Annotated in this window: 18 protein-coding genes; 3 read left to right on the plus strand and 15 right to left on the minus strand. The window is 47.1% G+C overall.

What is annotated here, in order from left to right:
* Positions 1–81: 81 nt before the first annotated feature.
* The 9 genes from ABEW73_RS19805 to ABEW73_RS19845 all read right to left on the minus strand — a co-directional run bounded on the left by ABEW73_RS19805 (position 82) and on the right by ABEW73_RS19845 (position 12656).
* Positions 82–918, minus strand: a complete 837-nt coding sequence (locus ABEW73_RS19805) for a carbohydrate ABC transporter permease (RefSeq protein WP_430166288.1) — start codon at positions 916–918, stop codon at positions 82–84.
* Between the two features lie 18 nt (positions 919–936).
* Positions 937–1857, minus strand: coding sequence for a carbohydrate ABC transporter permease (locus ABEW73_RS19810; RefSeq protein WP_430166272.1), 921 nt, complete (start codon positions 1855–1857; stop codon positions 937–939).
* A gap of 360 nt (positions 1858–2217) precedes the next feature.
* Positions 2218–3807: a response regulator transcription factor gene (locus ABEW73_RS19815; RefSeq protein ID WP_430172256.1), complete on the minus strand. Its 1590-nt coding sequence runs from the start codon at positions 3805–3807 to the stop codon at positions 2218–2220.
* The gene (locus ABEW73_RS19820; RefSeq protein ID WP_430172258.1) at positions 3804–5528 is read right to left on the minus strand and encodes a cache domain-containing sensor histidine kinase; all 1725 of its coding nucleotides are present in this window, start codon (positions 5526–5528) and stop codon (positions 3804–3806) included. Before ABEW73_RS19820 ends, ABEW73_RS19815 begins: the two co-directional genes overlap by 4 nt.
* A gap of 68 nt (positions 5529–5596) precedes the next feature.
* Positions 5597–7768: an alginate lyase family protein gene (locus ABEW73_RS19825; RefSeq protein WP_430172259.1), complete on the minus strand. Its 2172-nt coding sequence runs from the start codon at positions 7766–7768 to the stop codon at positions 5597–5599.
* On the minus strand, positions 7758–8879 hold the full coding sequence (locus ABEW73_RS19830; protein WP_430172261.1) for a glycoside hydrolase family 88 protein: 1122 nt from the start codon (positions 8877–8879) through the stop codon (positions 7758–7760). Before ABEW73_RS19830 ends, ABEW73_RS19825 begins: the two co-directional genes overlap by 11 nt.
* A 625-nt stretch (positions 8880–9504) precedes the next feature.
* Complete coding sequence (locus ABEW73_RS19835) at positions 9505–10035, minus strand: ClbS/DfsB family four-helix bundle protein (protein ID WP_430172263.1); 531 nt, start codon at positions 10033–10035, stop codon at positions 9505–9507.
* 110 nt (positions 10036–10145) lie between these two features.
* A complete protein-coding gene (gene thrS / locus ABEW73_RS19840) occupies positions 10146–12056 on the minus strand; it encodes a threonine--tRNA ligase (RefSeq protein WP_430172265.1) in 1911 nt (636 codons plus the stop codon).
* Between the two features lie 453 nt (positions 12057–12509).
* Positions 12510–12656 carry a hypothetical protein gene (locus tag ABEW73_RS19845; RefSeq protein ID WP_179090733.1) on the minus strand — a complete coding sequence of 49 codons (147 nt, stop codon included), beginning with the start codon at positions 12654–12656 and terminating at the stop codon, positions 12510–12512.
* Between the two features lie 263 nt (positions 12657–12919).
* On the opposite strand from ABEW73_RS19845, the gene ABEW73_RS19850 reads away from it, so the two are divergent.
* The gene (locus ABEW73_RS19850) at positions 12920–13612 is read left to right on the plus strand and encodes a DUF421 domain-containing protein (protein ID WP_430172267.1); all 693 of its coding nucleotides are present in this window, start codon (positions 12920–12922) and stop codon (positions 13610–13612) included.
* A gap of 1422 nt (positions 13613–15034) precedes the next feature.
* On the opposite strand, the gene ABEW73_RS19855 is transcribed toward ABEW73_RS19850, so the two are convergent.
* On the minus strand, positions 15035–15814 hold the full coding sequence (locus ABEW73_RS19855; RefSeq protein WP_430172269.1) for a GNAT family N-acetyltransferase: 780 nt from the start codon (positions 15812–15814) through the stop codon (positions 15035–15037).
* A 17-nt stretch (positions 15815–15831) separates the two neighbouring features.
* On the minus strand, positions 15832–17004 hold the full coding sequence (locus ABEW73_RS19860; RefSeq protein WP_430172271.1) for a GNAT family N-acetyltransferase: 1173 nt from the start codon (positions 17002–17004) through the stop codon (positions 15832–15834).
* A 306-nt stretch (positions 17005–17310) separates the two neighbouring features.
* Here ABEW73_RS19860 and ABEW73_RS19865 point away from each other — a divergent pair, with 306 nt between their 5' ends.
* The gene (locus ABEW73_RS19865) at positions 17311–17850 is read left to right on the plus strand and encodes an NADPH-dependent FMN reductase (RefSeq protein ID WP_430135282.1); all 540 of its coding nucleotides are present in this window, start codon (positions 17311–17313) and stop codon (positions 17848–17850) included.
* 141 nt (positions 17851–17991) lie between these two features.
* Here ABEW73_RS19865 and ABEW73_RS19870 read toward each other — a convergent pair whose 3' ends face one another.
* Complete coding sequence (locus tag ABEW73_RS19870) at positions 17992–18681, minus strand: ArsR/SmtB family transcription factor (protein WP_430172273.1); 690 nt, start codon at positions 18679–18681, stop codon at positions 17992–17994.
* 119 nt (positions 18682–18800) lie between these two features.
* Between ABEW73_RS19870 and ABEW73_RS19875 the strand changes: the two genes are divergently transcribed.
* The gene (locus ABEW73_RS19875; protein WP_430172377.1) at positions 18801–19403 is read left to right on the plus strand and encodes a flavin reductase family protein; all 603 of its coding nucleotides are present in this window, start codon (positions 18801–18803) and stop codon (positions 19401–19403) included.
* 358 nt (positions 19404–19761) lie between these two features.
* Here ABEW73_RS19875 and ABEW73_RS19880 read toward each other — a convergent pair whose 3' ends face one another.
* From ABEW73_RS19880 to ABEW73_RS19890, 3 genes are all read right to left on the minus strand, one after another.
* Complete coding sequence (locus ABEW73_RS19880) at positions 19762–20961, minus strand: DUF4179 domain-containing protein (RefSeq protein WP_430172275.1); 1200 nt, start codon at positions 20959–20961, stop codon at positions 19762–19764.
* The gene (locus tag ABEW73_RS19885; protein WP_430172277.1) at positions 20927–21520 is read right to left on the minus strand and encodes an RNA polymerase sigma factor; all 594 of its coding nucleotides are present in this window, start codon (positions 21518–21520) and stop codon (positions 20927–20929) included. The genes ABEW73_RS19880 and ABEW73_RS19885 overlap by 35 nt, the downstream gene beginning before the upstream one ends.
* A gap of 158 nt (positions 21521–21678) precedes the next feature.
* The gene (locus tag ABEW73_RS19890; RefSeq protein WP_430172279.1) at positions 21679–22548 is read right to left on the minus strand and encodes a LysR family transcriptional regulator; all 870 of its coding nucleotides are present in this window, start codon (positions 22546–22548) and stop codon (positions 21679–21681) included.
* Between the last annotated feature and the right edge of the window lie 125 nt (positions 22549–22673).

Below are 22673 nucleotides of genomic sequence, written 5' to 3' on the forward strand. Positions count from 1 at the left end.
GATCAAGTGCACAATTTTGAGGTTCTAGGAATACATTTTTGACTTTCCGGTAACTTCTGATTGTTAACGATTGACTTCGCATCAACCTTTTACCCCACCTAAAGCAATGCCGTTTATAACCTGCTTTTGCAACGCGATGAACACAATGACCAGCGGAATGATCGCCGATACCGCCGCCATCATCATAATGGCATAGTTGTTGGTGTAGTCATCACGGAACAGCGTCATACCCAGCGGAATCGTATATAAGTCCTTGTCCAGCAAGAAGATGAGCGGATTCTGGTAATCGTTCCATGTCCAAATGAATTTAATGATTGCTACCGTTGCAAGCACAGGTTTGCACAGCGGAACCATAATGGAAGCAAATGTCCGCAAATGACCCGCTCCGTCAATTCTGGCCGCTTCCAAATATTCATCGCTGATACCGATCATAAACTGACGAAGCAGGAATGTGAAGTAGATCGAGAACATACTCATGAAGATGATGGCCGCATGCGTATTGTAGAGACCAAACCAGCGAATCAGTAGAAATCTCGGAATCAGCGTCGCCTGATCCGGAATGATCATGAACGAGAGCAAGGCCATAAAGACAAGATTCCGTCCTTTGAATCGAACCTTCGTCAACGCATAGGCTGCCATAGATGAGATGATCAGCGTGATTAAGGTTGTAATAATTGCTATTTTAAAAGAATTGAGATAGAAATCATAGAAAGGAACTCTTCCCATCCAAACCATCTTGAAATTGTACGCCAGATTCACTTTCTCCGGTATCCATTGAATCGGGAATCGCATAACATCCTTCTCAAATTTAAAAGCCGCGGAAATCATCCAGATGAGCGGAACGAGAAACACGATGGACAATGCCCCCATGATAACGGTGGTTACCACTTTGGATATGTTTTTTCGAAGCAGCTGCATGTACATTCCTCTCCCTCCTTATTCTTCATTTCTCATTTTCCAGGTGAGCGCGGTAATCAGGCCGATAACCGCGAACAGCAGCCAGGAAATGGCCGAAGCGTATCCCATATTGTAGTATTTAAAGCCTTCCTCATAGATGCGGAATACAAGCACGGTAGAAGAATTGTTCGGGCCGCCTTCCGTTAAAAAGGCGATGATGTCGAACACTTTAAACGAGCCAATCAACATCGTAATTAACAGGAAGAAGGTCGTCGGACGGAGCATCGGAACCGTGATCGCAAAAAACTTTTTAATCGCGCTGGCACCGTCAATATCCGCCGCTTCGTAAATTTCATTTGAAATGTTCGTGAGTCCGGCCATATAGATAATGATCGTGTAGCCCAGGCCCGCCCAGGAACTGATAATTGAAATCGCCAAGAGCGACGTTTTCGGATCGACCAGCCATTTCGGCGGATTGCTGATCCCGAGTTCCATCAGAAACTGGTTGATCGGCCCCAGCGATGGGTGGAACAATGCGCTCCACACCGCAGCAACTGCGATGATCGAAGAGATGTAAGGAATAAAGAACGCGACTTTAAAATAACTCTTGAAGAACACGCTGTTGTGAATCAATACCGAAAGCACCAGGGCGATCGCAATGGGGATCGGCACCGTAAACACCATATAGATCAAGTTGTTCTTAATCGCTTGAATAATGGTCGGATCATGGAACATCTTGATGTAGTTATCCAGTCCGGTAAACTCGATACCCTGGACTCCCGACAGCATATCCCAATCGGATAAACTCAAATATAAGGAAAATCCAAGGGCAAATACGTTTAATAGCAGCATCCCGACGATTTCCGGGGCCAGAAACAGCCACCCTACTAAAGCCTCTTTCCGCTTGGGAGTCCAAAACTTCCGCCGGCTCTTGGGCACTGGTTGTTGTACAGCCTCCATGTAGCATCACCTCAACAATTTGTAAGTTGTCATTATAGTAATACATCCGCCACCGGCAAGAAGGATGGATTATGACCAGCCATGTGCAAGATTTTGACCTAAAAAAAGCCCCACAAAGTGGAACCTATGCTTCGATGCTTATTCCAAATACTTTGCGGGGACCCCAAAACATTTAGCCCCACAAAGTGGAACCTATGCTTCGATGCTTATCCAAATACTTTGCGGGGACCCCAAAACATATAAATGCGAATACATTATTGCTAACGCTTCGCTGAAAGCTTATTCATTCTTAAATCTTAAAAAGCCGCCCTTGCCAGGCGGCTTGCTGCTGTAAATGTGAATTGAACTGTAGCGGTCCACTTATTTTCGCGCGGTATACTTCGCTTTATATTCGCTGGGCGTGGTCCCCACGTATTTTTTAAACACTTTTGAAAAATACGTCCGGTCCGAATAACCTAATCCCATGGCCAGTGACTCCAGATTTTGTCCGGACATTCTGAGCATTTTGGTGGCCATCTTCATCTTGTATTGATGCACGTAATCCGTGAAGGTCAACCCCGTCATCCGTTTGAAATATCGCGAAAAATAGCTCGGATTCAAAAACAGATAGCGTGCCATGTCGATCGACGTGATGTTATCGTCAAGATGCTGATCGATATATTGCTGGATCACCTGCAGCTTTGGCTCATTCGGAGAGCTTCCTACTCCCGTTTGCCGGGTTCCGATAACCTGGGTCAGCTTTCTCTCCACCAGTTCCATCATATCCTCCAAGGTGCGGGCTAAAGCAAGATAGGCGAACAGATCCTCATCGAATTTCAGACTGGAAAACATCAACTCGATACCGCGAAGCATGGAGGAAAGCTCCCTGGTAAAGTCGCCCGGATCAATCGACAGCTCTTTTGCATTCCCGGCGATTTTATGCAGGGTAGTGCGAATACCATCAAGATCCTGCTTGATGAGCATCCGTTCGAGCTCTGAAACGTAGCTGTCAAGAAACCCCTGCGGCGCGGCTTGAAACCAACGAGATCGGATCTGTGAAATTTCGGATATCGTATAGTCGGTATTTGCGTAAAACTCGCACTTGCCATGGAGAATTTCCTGATAGATGGAACCAATCGAGCTTAATTCCATTTTGTCTGTGACTGCGATAACGTTGGGTTGAATTTTGAGAAAGTGGACGCACTGATAACGCAGCCGCTGCAAATAATTATGAAGATGCAAACTGGCATTCTGTGCGAGATTCACCCTAAAGTTATGCAGAATCACAATGTTCCCCTGCTCCATGAACGGCGTAATTCCTTCATACGATTCGGATAATTCCATCGCGATATTGTAGACAGCGTATAAAATCAGTGGAAATTCCGTTTGTCTGAAACGCTTGTCAAAGCTAGACAGCTGAATGCTGACCAGTCCCAGCATAAACCACGGATACGTCCAGGAGATGCCGATCTGTGCCGCATAAGCCAAAGTGGCTTCGGACGGCGAGCCATTGATTACCCTTTGCAGCAAATCCTGCCGAAAGAGCTGGCTGTTGTAACTCGCCGCCTCGCGATTAATCAGACCGGCTCGCGTCTTTAACAAGTGCATGGACTTGCCAAGGCTCTGTTCCAACTGCTCAGCCGTGAGCTGATCTTTGATCAAATAATCATCCGCTTGCAGCTTTACGGCTTGCTGGGCGTAATGAAAATCCTCATGACAGGTCAGGAAGATAATCCGAACCTCCGGCTTCACGTGAATAAAGTGTTCCGCCAACTCAATGCCGTTTTTCTGCGGCAGTCCGATATCCGTAATGACAATATCCGGACGTAATTCCTCAAACATATGCAGCGCTTTCGCGCTGGAATACGTACTGCCGGCAATCTGCGGATTGTTTGCCTCCCAGTCAATCATCTGTTGCAGTACCTTGAGCATAGGAACATCATCGTCTATGAGCATTACTCTATACATCATTCTTCCTCTCCCTCCGGTAGATAACCATGATGATGACTTTGGGGCAAATACAGTGAAACCGACATTCCTCCCTGCGGAAGGTTGGCGAGTGTCAAGCTCGCTTCCTGTCCGAAGGTCAATCGGAGTCTTTGGACGACGTTCATAAGACCCACTCTCTCATAAGCCCCATCCTGCTCACCGCTTCGTTTTCCCAGCCTACGGTTCAGACATTGGAGCATGTCTTCATCGGCCCCGACGCCATTGTCTGTAATCACAATTCGGATTCCGTCCGGGTTGCTTCGGGAACGGATCTCAATGCGTGGAGTCTGATGGTCTACAAGCCCATGGACGATGGCATTCTCAACGACAGGCTGCAAAATAAGTTTCGGCAAAATGAGCCCCTCGGTTTCCGGATCCAGATCGACCTCTAAATGAAGCGGGATTTCATTGCGGATTTTCATAATGTCGACATAATGGCCCAGCAGCTTGCATTCCTCGCGCAAAGTGGCCGGCTCATTGACCTTAAGATAGGCTCGGAGCAAACTCATCAGGGAATCAATAATTCCACTATGAAGTGTATCCTTTGTCAAGATCAGACTGCACTTGATCGAATTCAGCGTATTGATCAAAAAATGAGGGCGAATTTGCATAAACAAGGCTTCGAGCTCCATCACTCGCTTCTGTTCCTGCTCCTGTTCGATATCGTGAATCAGCCGCTGTAATTGATCCAGCATCGTATTCAGCGTCTGCCCCAATTCGGCGATATCATCCTTGCCCTTAACCTCCAGTCTGACGTCCAGGTTTCCCATTCCGAACTGGCGTACAACCCGCTGCAGCTTGAGAATCGGACTATGCAACCTTTTCGCAATCAGGATGGACATCCCGGAGAAAACAAGAAACAGCAGAAGAACCCCAGCAAGACCGGTATAAAATGTCCGGGAGATTTGCCCCGACCACTCTTTCTCCGAAGCCTCATAGGCCAGCTTCCAGTTCGATTTCAAAATAGTTCTGTCCGTTCGGACACTCCCCTTGGTCTCCGTATGATGCTGGATCAGCCCCGAATTGCCTGCTATGATTTCCCCGTTTGTATCCAGGAGGGCCACCTTACCAAAGTCGACCGTACCGAGCAGCCTGTTGAAGTACGTATCGGAAATCGCGCTGAGCAATACGGACACTTGCCTCTTCTCGCGGCTGTCATAGATCACCCTGGCGATATAGTAACTCTTTCCCTTCCCTGCCGAGTCGCCGCCGGCCATCCCGAGCCATTGCAGGGTTTCCGGTTTATTGAGATCGACGCGCTGCATCAGTTCGTCGACACTTTCGTTAATTGCGGTCAAATCCCCCGTGCCGGAAGAGATGACGAAGTGCTGACGGTTGACCAAGTACATGCGAACGTTATTATTCAGCGGCTTGGAGTTGATCAGGGAAAACACATCCTGAATTTGTCTAAAATGCACATAATCCTGATAAGTTGCCAGCCGGTTCGTGTCTGCAAAGGACTTCAGGATATTGCGAACATTAGTATCGTTCACGATAAAATGGGAAGCAAACGTTACATCGTCAATCGTCTTGCTCAGCTCATCCGTCATGACGTTCAGGAAATTCTCGTTGCTGAGCTGCAGCTTCTCTACCATCGTATCCCGGATCAGAACAAACGAAATGATAGAAACCGCAATCAGCGGTATAAAGATCAGCAAAAGAAACGACAGCTGGATGCGTTTGTAGTAGGTGAATTTGAACATTTTTCTCTGCGCCTCTCTTATGCTATTGTCCTCTTTATTCTATCAGTCCTCTGTGCCGGAAGCATTCATTAAATGATCACGGTTACTTGCTTAGTTCTGCCTTGGAGGGTCATAAGCACAACCTCTCCGAAGATCTGCATGCCCTCCACCACATAAGAATCATAATGACCGGACGGCGCACGGTGACTAACAACGAGAATAAACTCCTCTTCCATTCCCGGGAGCTGAACCCCGCATGCCTCAGCTTGCCCGTCATGAACCAGCTCGCCCGTATGACGATATACAGGTACCTTACGGACTTGCGGAGCGGCTGTTTCGCCTGGACGATGAGGATAAAGCACCTGCATGATGCTGATCAAACCTTTCCCTGTCCGGGAGTAAGCCGCATTCGCATTAGGTTCCAGCAGGTTATATTCACGGGATATGACGCCCTCGCTCACTTCCCCAAGCAGGCCGTCTGTAGTTACGGGGATAATGGATAGATTTGCTTCCCCAAGGGTGTTTGTACGACAAATTAATGATTCCGCTTCCATCAAGACTTCTCCTGGCGGGTGCGGAAAATGAAAATGCTGAGTAAAGGTATGCTGCTCAAGGCACACCAAGCTATCGATCAGCAGCCAATAATAAGGCTTGATAAAGATGATCCTTCTGCGCGGATACAACGGCTCATTCCCATAGAGATAGCCGTCATGCGCCCCTTCGACATAGTCAAACTCTGGCCTGCTAATCCATCTGCAGTTCAGAGGCCCGGCTATCCGATCAAAAGACCAGGTGTCCTTGACCCCTGTAAACCCGATTTCGTCAACGACCGTTGTGTTATGGGCTGAGCTCTCCTTTAATGCTTTTCTCAGTGGTGTATGATCGCTATAATTGTACCTTCCAAGATCGGTGAGCAGATCACGACCGTAGGCTTGGAGATCGATGTGCAGCATATCGGCGTGCCCATGACCTCCCCCAAGCGGACCGCAGTGAAAATAAAGGTACAGCGCTTCTTCGTCCCAGCCCGTTCGCATTGTATAATGACCGGAATGGGCAAAAGCTCGGCTTAGGTATGGCGGCTCCGCGGGAACCATTGCTTTGTAATCACGGATTCCCTCTATGCCGAACAGCCAGGCATTATCATAATCCGGTCGAGCATTTCCGCCAAAGCGCAAAACGGAATCGCCAAATAGCCACGCGGCATAGGTCAGAATGGAACGGATATCACTGTCGTCGCTGTCTCCCAGCATCGGCTGCCTGTGATTCGGCTTCGCCCAGTACAGTGAGGCTGTAGCCATCTCGCGGACCGTACGACAAAATGAACCGTCAAGCTCCAACCCGTTGAGATTGGCGAGGTGAACGCAGTCCAGATAACAAGCCAGCACCTCATGGTGGTACGTTGGCGATTGCTCCCAGTGAATGCCATCCGCCATGATCTGAAGCCGGGCCGTCTCCTTCAGTCTCTCTTCCCCCATTTCCCGCCACCGTGCCGACTTGCTGAACTCGGGGAAGAACAGTGCAATATGGTATAAACCGCAAGTTTCCAGAACACCCCAGTTGCTGATATGCTTCCAGCTTGTGAAGGAAGCAGCCAGATACTCCCCGTGCTCGTGAAGCGAAATCAGCACTTTACTAAGCAGCGACGGAGTCAGGGATGGACTGCCGATCATGTATCGAAGTGCCTTGATCCAGTTCGCGCTGCGCAGGCCCGCTTCGATCGGGCGCCACGTCAACGTATCCGTCGTAGGTTCTTGTGGGACAGGATTCCGATTGATCCAGTCTTCAAGCTGGCAGCCAAGCACCTCCGCATACTTCTCATCGCCTGTCATCGCATACGCTTGTCCTAGCGCAACCCAATAACGGTGGCGATTCAGCATATATGCCCACTCCACGTCTTGATCGGGGATATGGCACCAGTCCATATCACCGTCAAACGTGACCGGCACCACACTCCGTTCCATATCCCATGGAAAGCGGAACAGGAACGTCTGCCGCACCACCTCATCCGCTGTCTTCATCACGGTTTCCAGGTCATCTGCACAGTATCGCTTCACATATTCCGTAATTCTGTGCTTATCCTCACTGCTCGTCCACCATCCGGGTGTCCTCCGACAAGAGAAGTGCTTGTGCAGCTTACTCAGTATATCGTGCCGTTGACCTTGGTCGTCTGCATCATCTAGCATCGGACGAATAGCAGGATGCTCTAGATTCAAAACCGCCAAAACGGCATTCACCGAAGCTTCCGTGGCATCAGCGTTCATACCAGTACCCCTTGCTCCCTGTCTCCATCCGAATCAAAGCCTCCAGGTAAAAATAATCCCCCCAGATCATGAAATCATCCGGAGACAATCCGCCGCGCACGTGATAAGAGCCATGCTGCAGCAGGCCTCCCGCCTCTTGGCCGATCGTGGAATAATTTCGTACCAACGAGGTCATGGAATCCTTCAGACCTTGTTCAAAGTCGGCTCTTTCGGGATCCTCCTCCTCCAGATGTCCAATCAGTTCCAGCAAGCCTGCGGCCACAATGGCGGAGGCCGAGCTGTCGCGATAAGTCTCGGCGGTTACGGGAGCATTAAAGTCCCAAAGGGCGACATGATCCTCCGGTAAGTGCGCAAGGAAATACCTTGCCATTCTTTTAGAAGTTTCGAGGTATACATGATTTCCTGTATAATGGTATGCCAGTGCGAAGCCGTATACCCCCCAGGCTTGACCCCGCGTCCATGTCGACCCGTTCGTATAGCCTTGATGCGTAGCACCTCCGATCGGCTCCCCGGTATGCGGATCAAAGAAGAAGGTGTGGTATGAACTGTCATCTCCCCGCACCAGATAACGCCTTGTCTTCTCCGCCTGCATGATTGCAATTTGCCGATATACCGGATTGCCGGTTTGCTGTTCAGCCCAGAACAGGAGCGGCAGATTCATCAAACAATCGATAATGATGCGGCCACCCTCCTGTTCATCCCCTTCAGGACCCCAGGCTTGAATATATCCTCCGCCCGGTCGCCAGCGTTTCAGCAGCAAGTCCGCAGCCTGTAGCGTCAACTGGCGGGCACTTTCGTTCTTATCAACGATCCACTCCGCTTTGGAGGACAAGGAATACAGAAATCCGATATCGTGATGATCCAGCACCCGCTTATCCGCAAAGCGTTGGCGGAAATCTTCTACGGTTCGCACAGCCCCCAATCTGAAGGCCTCGTCACCTGTGTATTCATAACATAGCCAGAGAAGGCCGCTCCAGAAGCCGTTCGTCCAGTCGTCATTGTCATTCAGCAAATAAGCTCCGTCCTTGCTGACATGGGGAAATCTTGTCCCGAAGGTATCCATGTTCTTCCTGATTTTCTCTACGGCATCTTTAATCGCACTGCTCCACATAACCTCTTGCTCCCTTCAAATCGATCATGATTACGATTCATGATAAGGAGAGTCACCCCGTTCTTGTAGAGCCGATTTTTGCCTTGATGTGCAATATTTTGACTTTCGGGTCCCTAGGGCGGTAAAAATGAAACAAGCCTGTTCCTTTTCGCTCGAATCCAACTGAAAAAAGGGGCTTCTTAGATCTTGCGGGAGGCCCCCTTCTTGCTGTTAGAAGACGCTCCATGTACGAATCGTTCCTCCCATCGCTGTTCCCCCCACATTTCTTGGAATGGTTTTGAGCAAGGACGAAATGTTGGGGCAAAGGCGAGCGCTGACGCTTGTCCGGAATCGATTCGTCCTCTCCGCTACGCCGTGCAGATTTCTTACTTTTTTAGTCGCAAAGAAACCGTTCTTTGGTAAAATGGAGGTCGACCCAAACCATTTACGAAAGGAACGGTTTCTTTTGTACATTCAATATACCATGGACCCACTCTATCTGATCAAAAAGAAACTATAGGGGTGTGGGAATAACATCCTGAGCACCGCCATAGCTTGATTTGACACACTTTCTGTTTATGAGAGCCGTACGTCAAGCAACTAGATCTAATTGGGACGGCCTCTCATGTCTGCCGAGCGATACAGTCTAGCCGTCGTACTTCTTCCACTTTCTGATTTTGGTTCTGAAGCTTTTGAACGGTGCGACGGAATTGATATGCAGCCATTTCCACATCGGCCAGTTGGCACTAGTTACCGTCCACTTGCGAACACCCGAATGAAATAACTCTTCCTCACTCAATTGGCTAATCCATTCACACCATTCTTCCGTCTTCTGCTTCAACAACGAACGTAATTCTTCCAAAGAATATCCATCATACGTATGATAGAATTGCTGATACAACGCCCCCAGTTGATTCCATTTATAGTCAGGGGTTGGCGTCGTAACTTCTTTACCCGCAAGTTCATCCTTCTCCCAGCTCATCACCAGCGTTAGCCATCCGAGCTGATAGGCGATCATCTCTTGAGGTGTTCTGTCCACTTCGCCAACACGAAGATTCCTTTTATCCTCTGCAACATCATCAAATTCTTGGTCAAAAAGCCTGTACGTTTTTTGAATTTCAGTGATTAAAGCTTCTTTGCTCTGGTACGTTTGCAACGGTACCCTCTCCTTCATCATTTACATGTTCCACCCACTTAACAGGGACATCCAAATTATACCATGTCCTGAGGCCATGTACGGTGATGAAAATCATCCTGCCCCTTTACAGGGGCAGTCCGTCCGATGAATTAATATTCTCTTGACGCTATCTCTTTCTGAAGCCGTTCAATCACTTGATCGATGGAGCTTTCACCAAGTTCGCCCTCGCCCCGTTTACGGACCGATACGTGATCGGAGTTCATTTCCTTCTCGCCAAGAACCAGCGTGTAAGGCGTTTTCAACAGACCCGCTTCACGGATTTTATAACCCAGCTTTTCATTTCTTACATCGACATTCACCCGTATGCCGGCATTCTCCAGACGCTGCTTCACCTTTAACGAGTAATCGATATAGTGATCTGATACCGGTATAATCATAACCTGTATAGGAGAGAGCCACATCGGGAAAGCACCGCCGTAATGCTCTGTAAGAATCCCGATAAATCGCTCGATGGATCCGAATACCGCCCGGTGAATAACAACCGGCCGATGTTTCTGGTTATCTTCTCCGATATAGGAAAGATCGAATTTTTCAGGGAATTGGAAATCCAGTTGGATGGTACCGCATTGCCAGCTTCGCTTTAAGGAATCCAAGATATGAAAATCGATTTTCGGTCCATAAAACGCGCCATCCCCTTCATTAATCCGATACGGCAGCCCTAGTTGATCCAGCACCTGCTGGAGCGATGACTCCGCCTGCTCCCACAATTCCTCAGAACCCATAGAATCTTCCGGTCTTGTCGATAACTCAATTGTATAATCAAAGCCAAAAACTTGATAAACCTGGCTGATAAAATCGATAACCTGCTTGATTTCTTCCTGGATCTGATCCGGTCTTACAAAAATATGTGCATCATCCTGACAAAACGTGCGCACCCGCATCATGCCGTTAAGAGCGCCTGAGAACTCATGGCGGTGCACCTGACCAAATTCGGAAATACGAATAGGCAGCTCTCTATAGGAATGCAGCGAATTTTTGTAGACTAACATATGCCCTGGACAGTTCATCGGCTTCAGCGCATACTCCGTCTCGTCCACTTGCGTGAAATACATATTGTCTTTGTAGTGATCCCAGTGACCAGACATTTCCCACAGCCGCTTGTTCATCATCAGAGGCGTGCGTACTTCATCGTAATCGCTATGAAATTGAAGTCCTCTTGCAAATTGCTCCAGTTCATTGCGGATGATCATCCCGTTTGGCAAAAAGAAAGGCATGCCGGGCGCTTCCTCTGAGAACATAAAGAGCCCCAGCTCTTTTCCCAGCTTCCGATGATCCCGTCTCTTGGCCTCTTCCAGCAGCAATAGATGCTCCTCGAGCTGAGACTTCTTCGGAAACGCCGTTCCGTATATTCGTTGCAGCATTTTATTGTCCGAGTCCCCCCGCCAATAAGCGCCCGCCACACTCATTAATTTGAATGCCTTGATTCGGCCCGTCGAAGGAAGATGCGGCCCCCTGCACAAATCAATGAACTCCCCCTGCTCATACACCGAAATGACCTCGTCCTTCGGCAATTCACGGATCAGCTCCATCTTGTATGGGTCATCTTTGAAAATACGTTCGGCCTCCTGACGACCAACCACCTTGCGAATAATCGGCAGGTCTTCCTGAACGATCTTCTGCATTTCTCGCTCAATGGCCATCAAGTCATCGGTTGTAATCGAATGCCCCAGATCCATATCGTAATAAAAACCATCCTCAATGACCGGTCCTACTCCCAAATGGACAGATTGGCTGCCATAGATCCGTTTAACGGCCTGGGCCATCAGATGAGCCGCGCTGTGCCGATACACGTACAGTCCATCCTCTGAATCCAGCGTTATGATACTTACTTCCGCATCTTGACGCAGTTCATAATCCAAATCCACGAGTTTCCCATTCACTTTGGCTGCAACAGCCTGTTTCCTTAGACCTGAATGTATGGATTCCGCGATGTGGCTCATCGTCGTTTGTGCGGGATACTCCTTTTGGCTTCCGTCCGGCAGCGTTACTACAATTGACATTGTTATCCCTCCATCAAATTTTGATTGAACGCAAAAAAGCACTCGATCCCTAAGGGACGAGTGCGTTCAGCTCGTGGTTCCACCCTAATTTGATCGAAAAATTGCAGGCGCTCATACGGCCAGCGTGCTCTTTTCGATCCTCATTCAGACATCCGGTAACGGGGATGATTCGGTGTTTTCTAGTACCGTATCTCGATAGTCGAACGACCGAGCAGGGTTCAAAAACACAGCTACAAAGGGGTAATTCAAGAAGCAAGCACGGAGGAAGCTTTCACCAATCGCTTCCCTCTCTGGGCAGGTCGTTTCAAGAATCATGTCTTTGATGGTTGCTGATAGTAAAGTACTATAAGTCAGTTGTTTCTAATTGTCAAACAGAATCTGACTGACAGATCCATGTTAATATGGATAACCTCCAGTCTCCCAATATATCTTATGTCAGCATCTCTATCATGGTTACTTTTCTTCATTGTTCATAGATATTTTAATCAAATATCCAACACCTAAACCGACCAGAACCCCTGGAAACGCACTGCCCAGCGCTAAACCAATACCCGCCCCGATGATGACGCAAGCGTAAATAATGACATCTCCCTTGTTCATTCCGTCCATCTCCCTCTGTATGTATTTATGACATAGATCGTAATTATCTATCACGAAATACATCTTACAAGATGACGTTGCGTCACTTTCAAGTGGTTAACGTAAAAAAGTAAGGTTTAAGGCGATCGCGGAGGGCGTAACGGCATTGGTTTCCGGTCTTTCCACAACCCTCGAAGAATAGGGTTCTATCTCCCTTGTTTCTGCTTGAAGCCAAAGCGTTTAATATCTTAGCATATTCTATTGCCATTCAAGGAGGCTGACCCATGGACATGTATATGGATTTAGGTGTTAAACTGGTCATCAGCTTTTTTGGGTTATGGATTATCACTTTTGTTACGGGGAGAAAAACCATCAGCCAGCTTACGCCGCTCGACTTCTTGTCTTCCTTAATTCTGAGTGAAATCGTCGGGGCGAGCCTCTATGATGATAAAGTAAACATATATCATTTGATATTCGCTCTTGCGCTTTGGACGACGATGTCTTACCTCTTCGAGAAGGCAACCACCCACTTTGTTAAGTTCGGATACTTAACGGAAAGCCGGGCAGTCCTTCTGATCGATAACGGTAAGCTCAACCAAAAATTGTTGAACAAATACGATATGGAATATAAACAGCTGTTATCCATGCTGAGACGGCAAAGCATTTTCTCGTTAACTGAAGTCAAATATGCCATTCTGGAAACGGACGGATCGCTGTCCGTCATGCGCAAACCCGAGTACGAGCCGCCTACAGCGCAGGATATGGGTATGGAAACCAAGGCGGATACCTTTACGGTAACGGTCATCGATAAGGGAAAGCTGCTCGAGGAATCGATGCTGGGCAAACCCATTGATCACAGCGAGGTCCAATCGAAAGCCCGGGAGCAAGGTTTTGACTCCCTGGAGGATATCGCTTATGCGGAATATGGAGATGACGGAAAGCTTTATGTTTATTCTAAAAGGGAGGTTCAGGATTGATCTTATATAGGTTATCCCACCTTGATTTTGCATGAGACCTTTCTGTCTCTTCTCCAGATTTTCCGACTCCCTTTCGCCCCATAGGCTACCCGCAAGCACACGGTGCGTCGTTTCGGAAAACAGGTTGTAACGCCCCTCGAAGTACCTTGTGCGCACGATGCGTTGTTCGGGGCATGCTTGGATGGCTGTCGACCATATAGCTACAAAATAAGGCCAAGCCGCTATTTGGGGTTGGGCCTAATCATACGAAAAGCGCAATATAAGCGACTTCTAATGGGCTATATTCCTGTCCCTCGAAACAATCCGAGAGGAAATCCGGAAACGTAGCTTCATCGATCTTTTCTAGAGTTAGATCCATGTACTGACTATTTAGTTCTGTTTTTTCAAAGAGTTTTTTAAAAATCATAAAAGAGTTAATAGAACGTTTTATCCTGTCGTTGCCATTAATCAGTGAATTCATAACCTCTTCTGGTTTCTTGTTTTGCAACGCGTCAACAAGATATTGCTCGAACTGGTTTAGTCCGTAAAATAAAGCCTACTCCACTTTTTTTCGCTATATTCACTATAGTAATCGACTTATAATAGATTGGAATTCTGCGTTATGATCACCAACCTGTGTGCGTCATTTAGTCCAACATAAAATTGTACGAAAAATCGTACAACAGAGAGACTAATGCCAGCGGCTGTAAGAGATTTGTACGAAAAAACGCACAAATCTGAGGGTTAAGAGGTAACGACTACAGAAGTTGTACGAAAAATCGTACAATAGAGATTCTAATGCCAGCTGTTTCAAGAGATTTGTACGAAAAAACGCACAAATCTGAGGGTTAACAGATAACGACGGCAGAAGTTGTACGAAAAATCGTACAAACGAGATCTTAATGCCAGCGGCTATAAGAGATTTGTACGAAAAAACGCACAAATCTGAGGGTTAACAGGTAACGACTGCAGAAGTTGTATGAAAAATCGTACAAACGAGATCCTAATCCCAGCGGCTGTAAGAGATTTGTACGAAAAAACGCACAAATCTGAGGGTTAAGAGGTAACGACTACAGAAGTTGTATGAAAAATCGTACAAACAAGATCTTAATGCCAGCGGCTGTAAGAGATTTGTACGAAAAAACGCACAAATCTGAGGGTTAAGAGGTAACGACTGCAGAAGTTGTATGAAAAATCGTACAAACGAGATCCTAATGCCAGCAGCTGTAAGAGATTTGTATGAAAAATCGCACAAACGAGAGAAACTCACGGGACGGTAGTGGGAGAACGGTTTTGTTTCGGGTCGGTTCTCCTAGAAGCCCCTCGTTATACCGGATATCGACCATTTAAAGCAACTACAAAATAAGGCCAACCAGCTGTTTCTGGTTGACCTCATCATACGAAAGAAGCCTGATGGGTCAGGCTTCTTTTTCTTGCTTCTAACTACAGAGCAAATTCAACGATGTACTGTTTACACACCGTAACATATCCCAGCGACTGATATAAACGTATCGCGTTTACGTTCTCCTCCAGCACATTCAGATACACATGGGGAGTGATTGCACGCCCCTTACGGGTTAATTCCGCGCATACCTTTTTGCCGTACCCCTGTCTTCTCCACGCAGCATCCGTGCCAATATTCCCAAGCTCAACATAATCATCGCTATAGATATGGTATCCGCCAACAGCGATGAGCTCCTGATCCTGAACCACCCCATAGAAGGGGTTTTGAAGCTCTTCCTTTGCAAAAGCCATCGAATGGAATTCCACCATTTTCGACTCGATCATATCAAAGTATGAGGGGTCTAAACGAAACACCTTGTCATCCCCTAACGGCAAATCTTCAAGATGTCGATGCTTCATGAGTAGGATACCTGCGGAAGGTTTCATCACATCAATCTCAGAGTTAAGAACCTCCCATTCATCCTCATTCACGATAAAGCTCCCCCTTGCCCCAACGGGTAATTCCAAATCTCGTTTCATTTGGGACAGCACGGACTGAAATCGAAATGATGTCTGAAGAGGATACACCGAAAAGGCATAGAAAGGCAATCCTTTCAGAAAAGCCGTAACACCCAGCAGCTCTCCATGTTCTGAGAACTGCCCATAATGAACGGTATGATTCTTCCGAAATGTTAGGTAGGAATAGTATAAGAAATGCTGTTCCCTGTTGATCGTATCCAAGAGGCTCCCCAGCTCTTCAGGCAAAAGTCTGCGAATCACCAAGCCTTCTCCTTTTCTCAAAAGAAATCCATGAGGTAGGTTTGACCGGCAGGAATCATCGACTCCAATTGTGTTACAGCCTTGGGATTTCCGGTCAGACGGTCAATGGCATGCAGTGCCTGCGGCCTTTTGTATCCCGCAAACAACGCCGACAACGTCTGAATATCGGTCGACAGATCAGCCTGCTCCCCATGATCGGACGGAAGCTCCGACAGCTCCGCTTTCCCCTCTTGATTAACCGACAAACTCCATCGGCCTGCATTCCAAGGCGCAGCGGAATCTTCCACCTCGATGGTCATCACGGCTTCTCGATGGACTTCAAAAGCGTACTGTTCCACAAAAGATTTCAAATCCACGATGCGGGCCATGAAGTATGGGACCGTTTCCTGGGTAACGCGTGGATCCGGCAGCATAAATGGCAGCTGATCATCTCCAGGCACCATTGTCATCGTAACCTGCTCAATTCTGGAATCATGATTTCCAAAAAAGGTCCAGAGTGCGCTTCGGGCTTCTTCATTCAGGTACACAAATTCGTCGCACACGAGATCTTTGTCTTTGAGCTCATATAACGCGTAGCCCGTCGGTTTGCCTTCATCTGAATAATAAACAACGCTATGGTTGTCACCCTGCAGCACGGATCTTGTCCACCATGCTTCATCCCGCACAAGCGTACCGTTGTAGCGGCTGGCAAAGGCTTGATACATGCCGTCCAGTGTAGGAATATCGGTTACACCTCTGACAATGCGGCCAGGCACTTCCACCTTACGCGGGAATTTAGATACTGGAATGATGTACTTTTTAAATTCTGCGTAAAGTTCCCAGCCAAATTTACGATAGAACGGTATCGAAAACGGATGCAGAAAGGAAAGGGTCTGGCCTTTGCTCTTCATTTCTTGCAATGCATGTTTGAGCAATGTAGATACATGTCCCTGTCTGCGGTTCTCCGGCCATGTTGCCACGCCGGCAATACCGCCCATATCGAATATGTTTCCGTGCAAATACACTTGCAGCGGGATGATGGTCAGTTTCGCTTGCAGCTCTTCTCCATCAAAAATCCCCCAGAAGTGTTCAGGTTTAAAATGCTTTTGACTGGACTCTCGCTGCTCCGGTGATAGCGTATATTGAAAGGCGTATTCGGATAATTTTGTACTGATCTCAAACTCGTCGGCTCTTAATTGTCTAAGTTCCATACTTGCTCCACCTCACCAATCTTTATATGTACTTTTGCTGTTGAATTACCATTTTTCTTGACACAGAAATTTCGTTCCAGGGCATTAAGATCAGTATAACATTGCTGCTGCCTCTAGGGATACAAAATACCGTCAGAGTCAGGCACAAATCCAACCGTACTTTGGATACAAAAAAACTCAATATACCTCACAAACTTTTTGTAAGCTACTTGACAAAGTTAACCCCCTGAGATTATGATTAGCTCATGCAAAATAACAAACACATCGAGATAAAAATAAATTCAAAATAATCAGGAGGTAACAACAATGTCCAAATTGAATATCGGTATCATTTTAGGCAGCACGCGTCAAGGCCGTTTGAGCCCACAAGTAGGTGAATGGGTTAAGCGTATAGCCGATGAGCGCGGAGATGCAAACTACGAAATCGTTGACATCGCTGATTACAAGCTTCCGCTTTTGGGCGAGGCTGATGCTACAGAGCAAGCAACCGCTTGGAACAATAAGCTGAATAGTCTTGACGGCTTTGTATTCATCGTACAAGAATACAACCACAGCATCTCTGCCTCTTTGAAAAATGCACTCGATTTTGCTCGTGAGCCATGGAACAATAAAGCTGCAGGTATCGTAAGTTATGGTTCTGTTGGCGGCGCTCGTGCTGCCGAACATCTGCGCGGAATTCTGGGCGAATTGTCCGTAGCGGATGTCCGTGTTCACCCAGCACTTTCGTTATTCACTGATTTCGAGAATGGCTCTGTGTTCAAACCGGCTGATCTGCATCTCGTTAACCTGAATGGCATGCTTGACCAGGTGCTTGCATGGAGCGGAGCACTGAAAACACTGCGCTAATCTCTAATTCAAGGACTGTCCCCCTCATCTTCTGATGAGGTGAGGGCAGTCCTTTTTATTTTTCTGCATCCATTTTTCTGCATCCATAAGTATATCTGTATCGTCGATCTGCACCATCAGTCCTATACCGAAGCCCCGTTCCTACTCCATATCAATATGGAAGGTTTCTTTCAATCCCTTCTTGCCTTCGGGCGTAATTTGTATGGCTCTTGTTCTCGGAACACGTTGTATCCAATGTAACTCGAGCAACCTTTCTAGCAGGGCATGGCCCAATGCGCCGGCCAGGTGATGGCGTCTTTCACTCCAATCCAAGCATCGATGTGTGAAAGATCGGCGTTTGCGCTTAACACGTCCCAGATCAATCTGAAATGCCTTGAAGAAGTCTTTCCCTTTTTCTGTAACTGTATATTGAGCTTCCACTTCGGATATGACCCCTGCGCTGAGCAGCGAATTCGTCAATTGGATTCCCAAATTCCCCGCAAGATGATCGTAGCAAGTTCTCGCCTGACGTATAGCTTCTGTCTCCGAAGCTTGGTTTAATGATCTTATTTCGACAGGGGGCGTTATCGATAGAAGTGTCTCCATGGCCTGGGCAACCTCCTGATTCTGTATTCCGTAATAGCGATGTCTTCCCTGTTGTTCGACGGTGACCAGATTCGCCGCTACCATTTTCGATAAATGGAAGCTGGCCGTTTGCGGTTTGATTTTTGCCATGTACGCCAGCTCGCTTGCCGGGTGATATCGCCCATCCAATAAGACGGTTAATATGGCGGCTCTCGATGCCTCACTAACGAGTGATGCTACCAAGGCTGCGTTTGGATTCGCATACATCTTCACCCCTCCTCATGTAATCCACATTTCGATGCGCATCGAATCTTTTCTATTTTACAATGATTTTGGATAGAACAGATCATTGGGGAGGAATCTTTTTTATGAAGGAAATTACTGGCATGATCGGCACGGACATCATTAAACCGAAAATTCTTTACTATGGAACTCCGGTTATTTTACTCAATACGCTAAATGAAGATGATACCGTAAATATTAGTCCCATATCCTCTTCATGGGCGCTCGGGGAATATATTATTTTAGGAATCGGACTCGGGGGTAAAGCGATTGAGAACTTGGAAAGGCATCCTGAATGTGTCATCAACATTCCCGACCCTTCCTTATGGGAGAATGTTGAGTTACTAGCCCCTCATACAGGAAAATATCCAGTTCCGGATGCTAAGCGAAAGAACGGTTTTACATATGAAAAAGACAAGTATGCGATAAGTGGGTTAACTCCTGCGGATTCCGTCACTGTAAAACCTACGCGCATTATGGAGTGTCCCATTCAAATCGAGGCTACCGTGAAAAACATTCGGATTCCAGACTATTCTTCCATGTTTGCCATTGTCGAAACACAGGCGATCCATGTACACGCCCATAGCGGCATCATCTTGAATGAACATCACATTGATCCCGACAAATGGAGTCCGCTAATCTATAATTTTCGGCATTATTATGGCCTTGGCAACCCGTTAGGCAAAACATTTCGGGCCGAAACTTAAGCATCGTGATGATAAATAAAAGGGCCTTCCCAAAAGTAGACTTAGTTGCTTGACGTACGGCTCTCATAAACAGAACGTGTGTCAAATAAAGCCATGGCGGTGCTCAGGATGTTATTCCCACACCGCCATGGCTTCTGTTTTGATCATTGGCTTCCTTTTTGAGCAAGCGATAGCCACCCGACCTCCAGGCTCACTTTCTGCAAGCCCCGAAGCAGAAATCGCCGGAATCCTCGAAATGTGGGGGGCAACAGCGATGAGAGGAACGATTCGTACATGGAGCGTCTCCTAACAGCAAGAAGGGGGCCTCCCGCAAGATCTAAGATCTTTTGGGAGGCCCCCGCTATGCTTACATTCGTTGTTATGGTTGAACCGGAATGGTCATTTCCAGATCCTTCAGGTATGTTTTATCCCCGTGGCTGTCCTTCCCTTGACCGACAACGCTCCAATTCTTGTTATTTACGGTCAGGGTAAACGGCTTAATCGTTATGGATTTCGGAGTTCCGTTTACAGGACTGAACAATTGATCGATATGATATTCAGTCTCGGGCTTGCTGTTAAAGTAATCAAACTTCCGCGGATTCAGCACATTCCCTTGATCATCCACAAGTTCATAATAGACCATGCTCGCGCTGTAATCGCCTGTTTGCTCTGCAGAAGCCGGCACCTCGCCTTTACTATCCAGAACCAGGCGAGTCGATACCGGTGAAAGATCCAATTGCTTGACGGTATAACTGAATGGTCCATCCGATTTCGTAGCCTGGTCCGGCTTCACGACAACCGATTTATTAGTGACATTTACAGGGACCTTGAATTCAAAGGTATCATTCACTTGAGTTACGTTGGCCTGAATGGTCAGCTCGAATTGATCAGGCAATTTCAGACCCTTGGTAAGCTCAACGATATAGGCATTGTCCAGTTGAGGATAGTCTCCGAAGGTGCCTTCGCCCATCGCCACTTCTTGTCCGTCTACCAGAATTCGTGGCGCTTCGATATAGCCTTTTTCCTGATCTTCCTTAGCTACTGTCCTCGACTTAATATACTCGCTATCAGGATTACCGATGAATTTAGCATCTTCGCTTATATACGGAGAAGCTGTACTCGGTAAATCCACTCCCTCGCGCTCCAGTATAAAGGACAACCGGGTGCCATCATATAGAACGTCAGCTACCTTCAACGTCACGCCATCGTGAGTTACGCTCAAGTTAGGTTCGGATAGAATCCCTTGCTCTATAGCGGCTTTAACTGCATCTTCGCTGGTTCCTTCGTATAGCACGCCAAGCACTGGGATTTGCTTCAGGGTCGCTGCCATGACCGGCGATACAAATCCTGACCCGATTACGCTTCCTCCCAGCACAGCTGCTGCGGATGCAACGAGTATTGTTCTTTTTAAAACATTCGATTTTCGTTTGGATGATGTTCTTGTTCTTGTCATTTCACGTTCTCCAATCCTGTTCATAATTTGATAGCTCATGCTATTCTTCGGTAAAGACGATTCTCGAATCATATCTTCTAGTGCATTCATTTCAGCGAATTCCGTTTGTTTCGGCGATTGTCCCACGTGCTACCTCTCCCTTTTTGCTTATTCGGTCCATCAGTTTGTGTCGTAACCGTTCATACTTCTTTCGTATCGTTGCTGATTTGATTCCCATAATGTCGCTGATTTCCTCAAAGGTATACTGTTCAACCGCCTTCAGCAGCAGTATGTGTCGTTCTTCTGCTGTCAGGTAGGTTAACAGCTCGTACACAACCGGCTCGTGCTGAGATATTTGCATAACCGGCTGTTGTTCCTTGTAATGCTCGATCAGGTTAAGAAAACGGCTCTGCTTCTTTTTGATATTAATCAAATGATGATAGGCCATTTTATACAACCAGGCGGAGAAAGACACTTGTCTCTTGTACTGATGAAGATGTTCATAGGCACGAATAAATATTTCTTGTACCGCATCTTCGGTCTCCGTATGATTTTTCAGAATATAGTAGCAGTACGTGTACATCTGCCGCTCAAACTGGAGGATGATCGCTTGGTATGCGTGTTTATCTCCTGATTTGACTTGTTCTACAACCTCTTCAATGGCTTCTCTCTTTCCTTCCGCTTCCCCGGGGATGGTTGGCTGCAAGCGAGCTCACCTCCTTCTTTGTTTACCTATATAACAATCCCAACAAGCGATTTTGTGACACAAATTGTTTGATGTAGTGAAATAACATGAACGAAGCTTTTGCCTTGAAATAGAGTCTGGATGCTAGGTATGAGCCTCATCTAGCCCCCGTTTAGTAGCTACAGCTTGGGGTAACCCTTAACATAATTCAAGAATCGCTTCGTCGCTGGTGATATTTCCCGCATGAAATTTACGGCAATGCCGAGCGATCTGAAGCTCTTCTCCTTCAATTCGATCAACCGTATCTTCCGCTGCTGCCCTCTCAGCACCAGTTCAGGAAGAATGCTGATGCCCAGGCCTTTCTCCACCATGGCCATAATGGCATAATCGTCACTAAGCGTATATTTGATATCCGGCTTGATCCTGGCCTTCTCCAGCATCCGGTTCACATCATAATCGGAACCCTTACTGGGCATAACAAACGGTTCATTCTCAATCTGGGATAATGTAATAGAGTCCTCGGCACTGAGCGGATGTTCCATAGGCAGCAATACGAGCATCGGGTCTTGATGCAGGGGAATTGCATCGAATATATCCAGCGTTGGAAGTGACAGGAACCCGCAATCAATCTTGCCCTCCGCGATCCAATCCTCAATTTCCCGGTAATCTCCTTCAACCAATCGAATCTCGATATGGGGATAATCCCGCTGGAAATCCTGAATAATCCCCGGCAGCCAGTGAACACCGACACTCGTAAAGGTACCGATATGAATGGTACCCAGCTCGATACCATGAATGGAAGCCACCTGCTGCTCCAAATGTTCGTTCCACTTCAGGATTTCACGTATCGTCTTCAGAATCTCCTCACCATTGGTCGTGAGTTTCGCTCCCGAACGATTCCGTATCAGCAACGAGAAACCTAACTCGTCTTCCAGGCTGTTGATCATGTGACTGACACCGGACTGTGTAAATCCCATGACTTCGGCGGCTTTGGTTAAGCTGCCGAGCTCGACGACCTTCAATAATACTTTGAATTTATTTATACTCATGGGAAATCCTCCTGATCATTTCATACATGAATTTTACTCATATTTATTATTAGAAACATTCGTTTTACTTGTCTATTGTACGTGAGTATACTGATTTAGTTCAATCACTAGAAGGAGGAAAAAGA

Origin of the sequence: Paenibacillus lautus (genome assembly GCF_050482385.1) — a bacterium.
In the GTDB taxonomy this organism is placed as follows: domain Bacteria; phylum Bacillota; class Bacilli; order Paenibacillales; family Paenibacillaceae; genus Paenibacillus_AQ; species Paenibacillus_AQ lautus_B.

Excerpts from the sequence above, each read along its gene's own strand:
- ABEW73_RS19805 (WP_430166288.1), bottom strand. The coding sequence starts at position 918 with ATGCAGCTGCTTCGAAAAAACATATCCAAAGTGGTAACCACCGTTATC.
- ABEW73_RS19810 (WP_430166272.1), bottom strand. The coding sequence starts at position 1,857 with ATGGAGGCTGTACAACAACCAGTGCCCAAGAGCCGGCGGAAGTTTTGG.
- ABEW73_RS19815 (WP_430172256.1), bottom strand. The coding sequence starts at position 3,807 with ATGATGTATAGAGTAATGCTCATAGACGATGATGTTCCTATGCTCAAG.
- ABEW73_RS19820 (WP_430172258.1), bottom strand. The coding sequence starts at position 5,528 with ATGTTCAAATTCACCTACTACAAACGCATCCAGCTGTCGTTTCTTTTG.
- ABEW73_RS19825 (WP_430172259.1), bottom strand. The coding sequence starts at position 7,768 with ATGAACGCTGATGCCACGGAAGCTTCGGTGAATGCCGTTTTGGCGGTT.
- ABEW73_RS19830 (WP_430172261.1), bottom strand. The coding sequence starts at position 8,879 with ATGTGGAGCAGTGCGATTAAAGATGCCGTAGAGAAAATCAGGAAGAAC.
- ABEW73_RS19835 (WP_430172263.1), bottom strand. The coding sequence starts at position 10,035 with ATGATGAAGGAGAGGGTACCGTTGCAAACGTACCAGAGCAAAGAAGCT.
- thrS (WP_430172265.1), bottom strand. The coding sequence starts at position 12,056 with ATGTCAATTGTAGTAACGCTGCCGGACGGAAGCCAAAAGGAGTATCCC.
- ABEW73_RS19845 (WP_179090733.1), bottom strand. The coding sequence starts at position 12,656 with ATGAACAAGGGAGATGTCATTATTTACGCTTGCGTCATCATCGGGGCG.
- ABEW73_RS19850 (WP_430172267.1), top strand. The coding sequence starts at position 12,920 with ATGGACATGTATATGGATTTAGGTGTTAAACTGGTCATCAGCTTTTTT.
- ABEW73_RS19860 (WP_430172271.1), bottom strand. The coding sequence starts at position 17,004 with ATGGAACTTAGACAATTAAGAGCCGACGAGTTTGAGATCAGTACAAAA.
- ABEW73_RS19865 (WP_430135282.1), top strand. The coding sequence starts at position 17,311 with ATGTCCAAATTGAATATCGGTATCATTTTAGGCAGCACGCGTCAAGGC.
- ABEW73_RS19870 (WP_430172273.1), bottom strand. The coding sequence starts at position 18,681 with ATGTATGCGAATCCAAACGCAGCCTTGGTAGCATCACTCGTTAGTGAG.
- ABEW73_RS19875 (WP_430172377.1), top strand. The coding sequence starts at position 18,801 with ATGATCGGCACGGACATCATTAAACCGAAAATTCTTTACTATGGAACT.
- ABEW73_RS19890 (WP_430172279.1), bottom strand. The coding sequence starts at position 22,548 with ATGAGTATAAATAAATTCAAAGTATTATTGAAGGTCGTCGAGCTCGGC.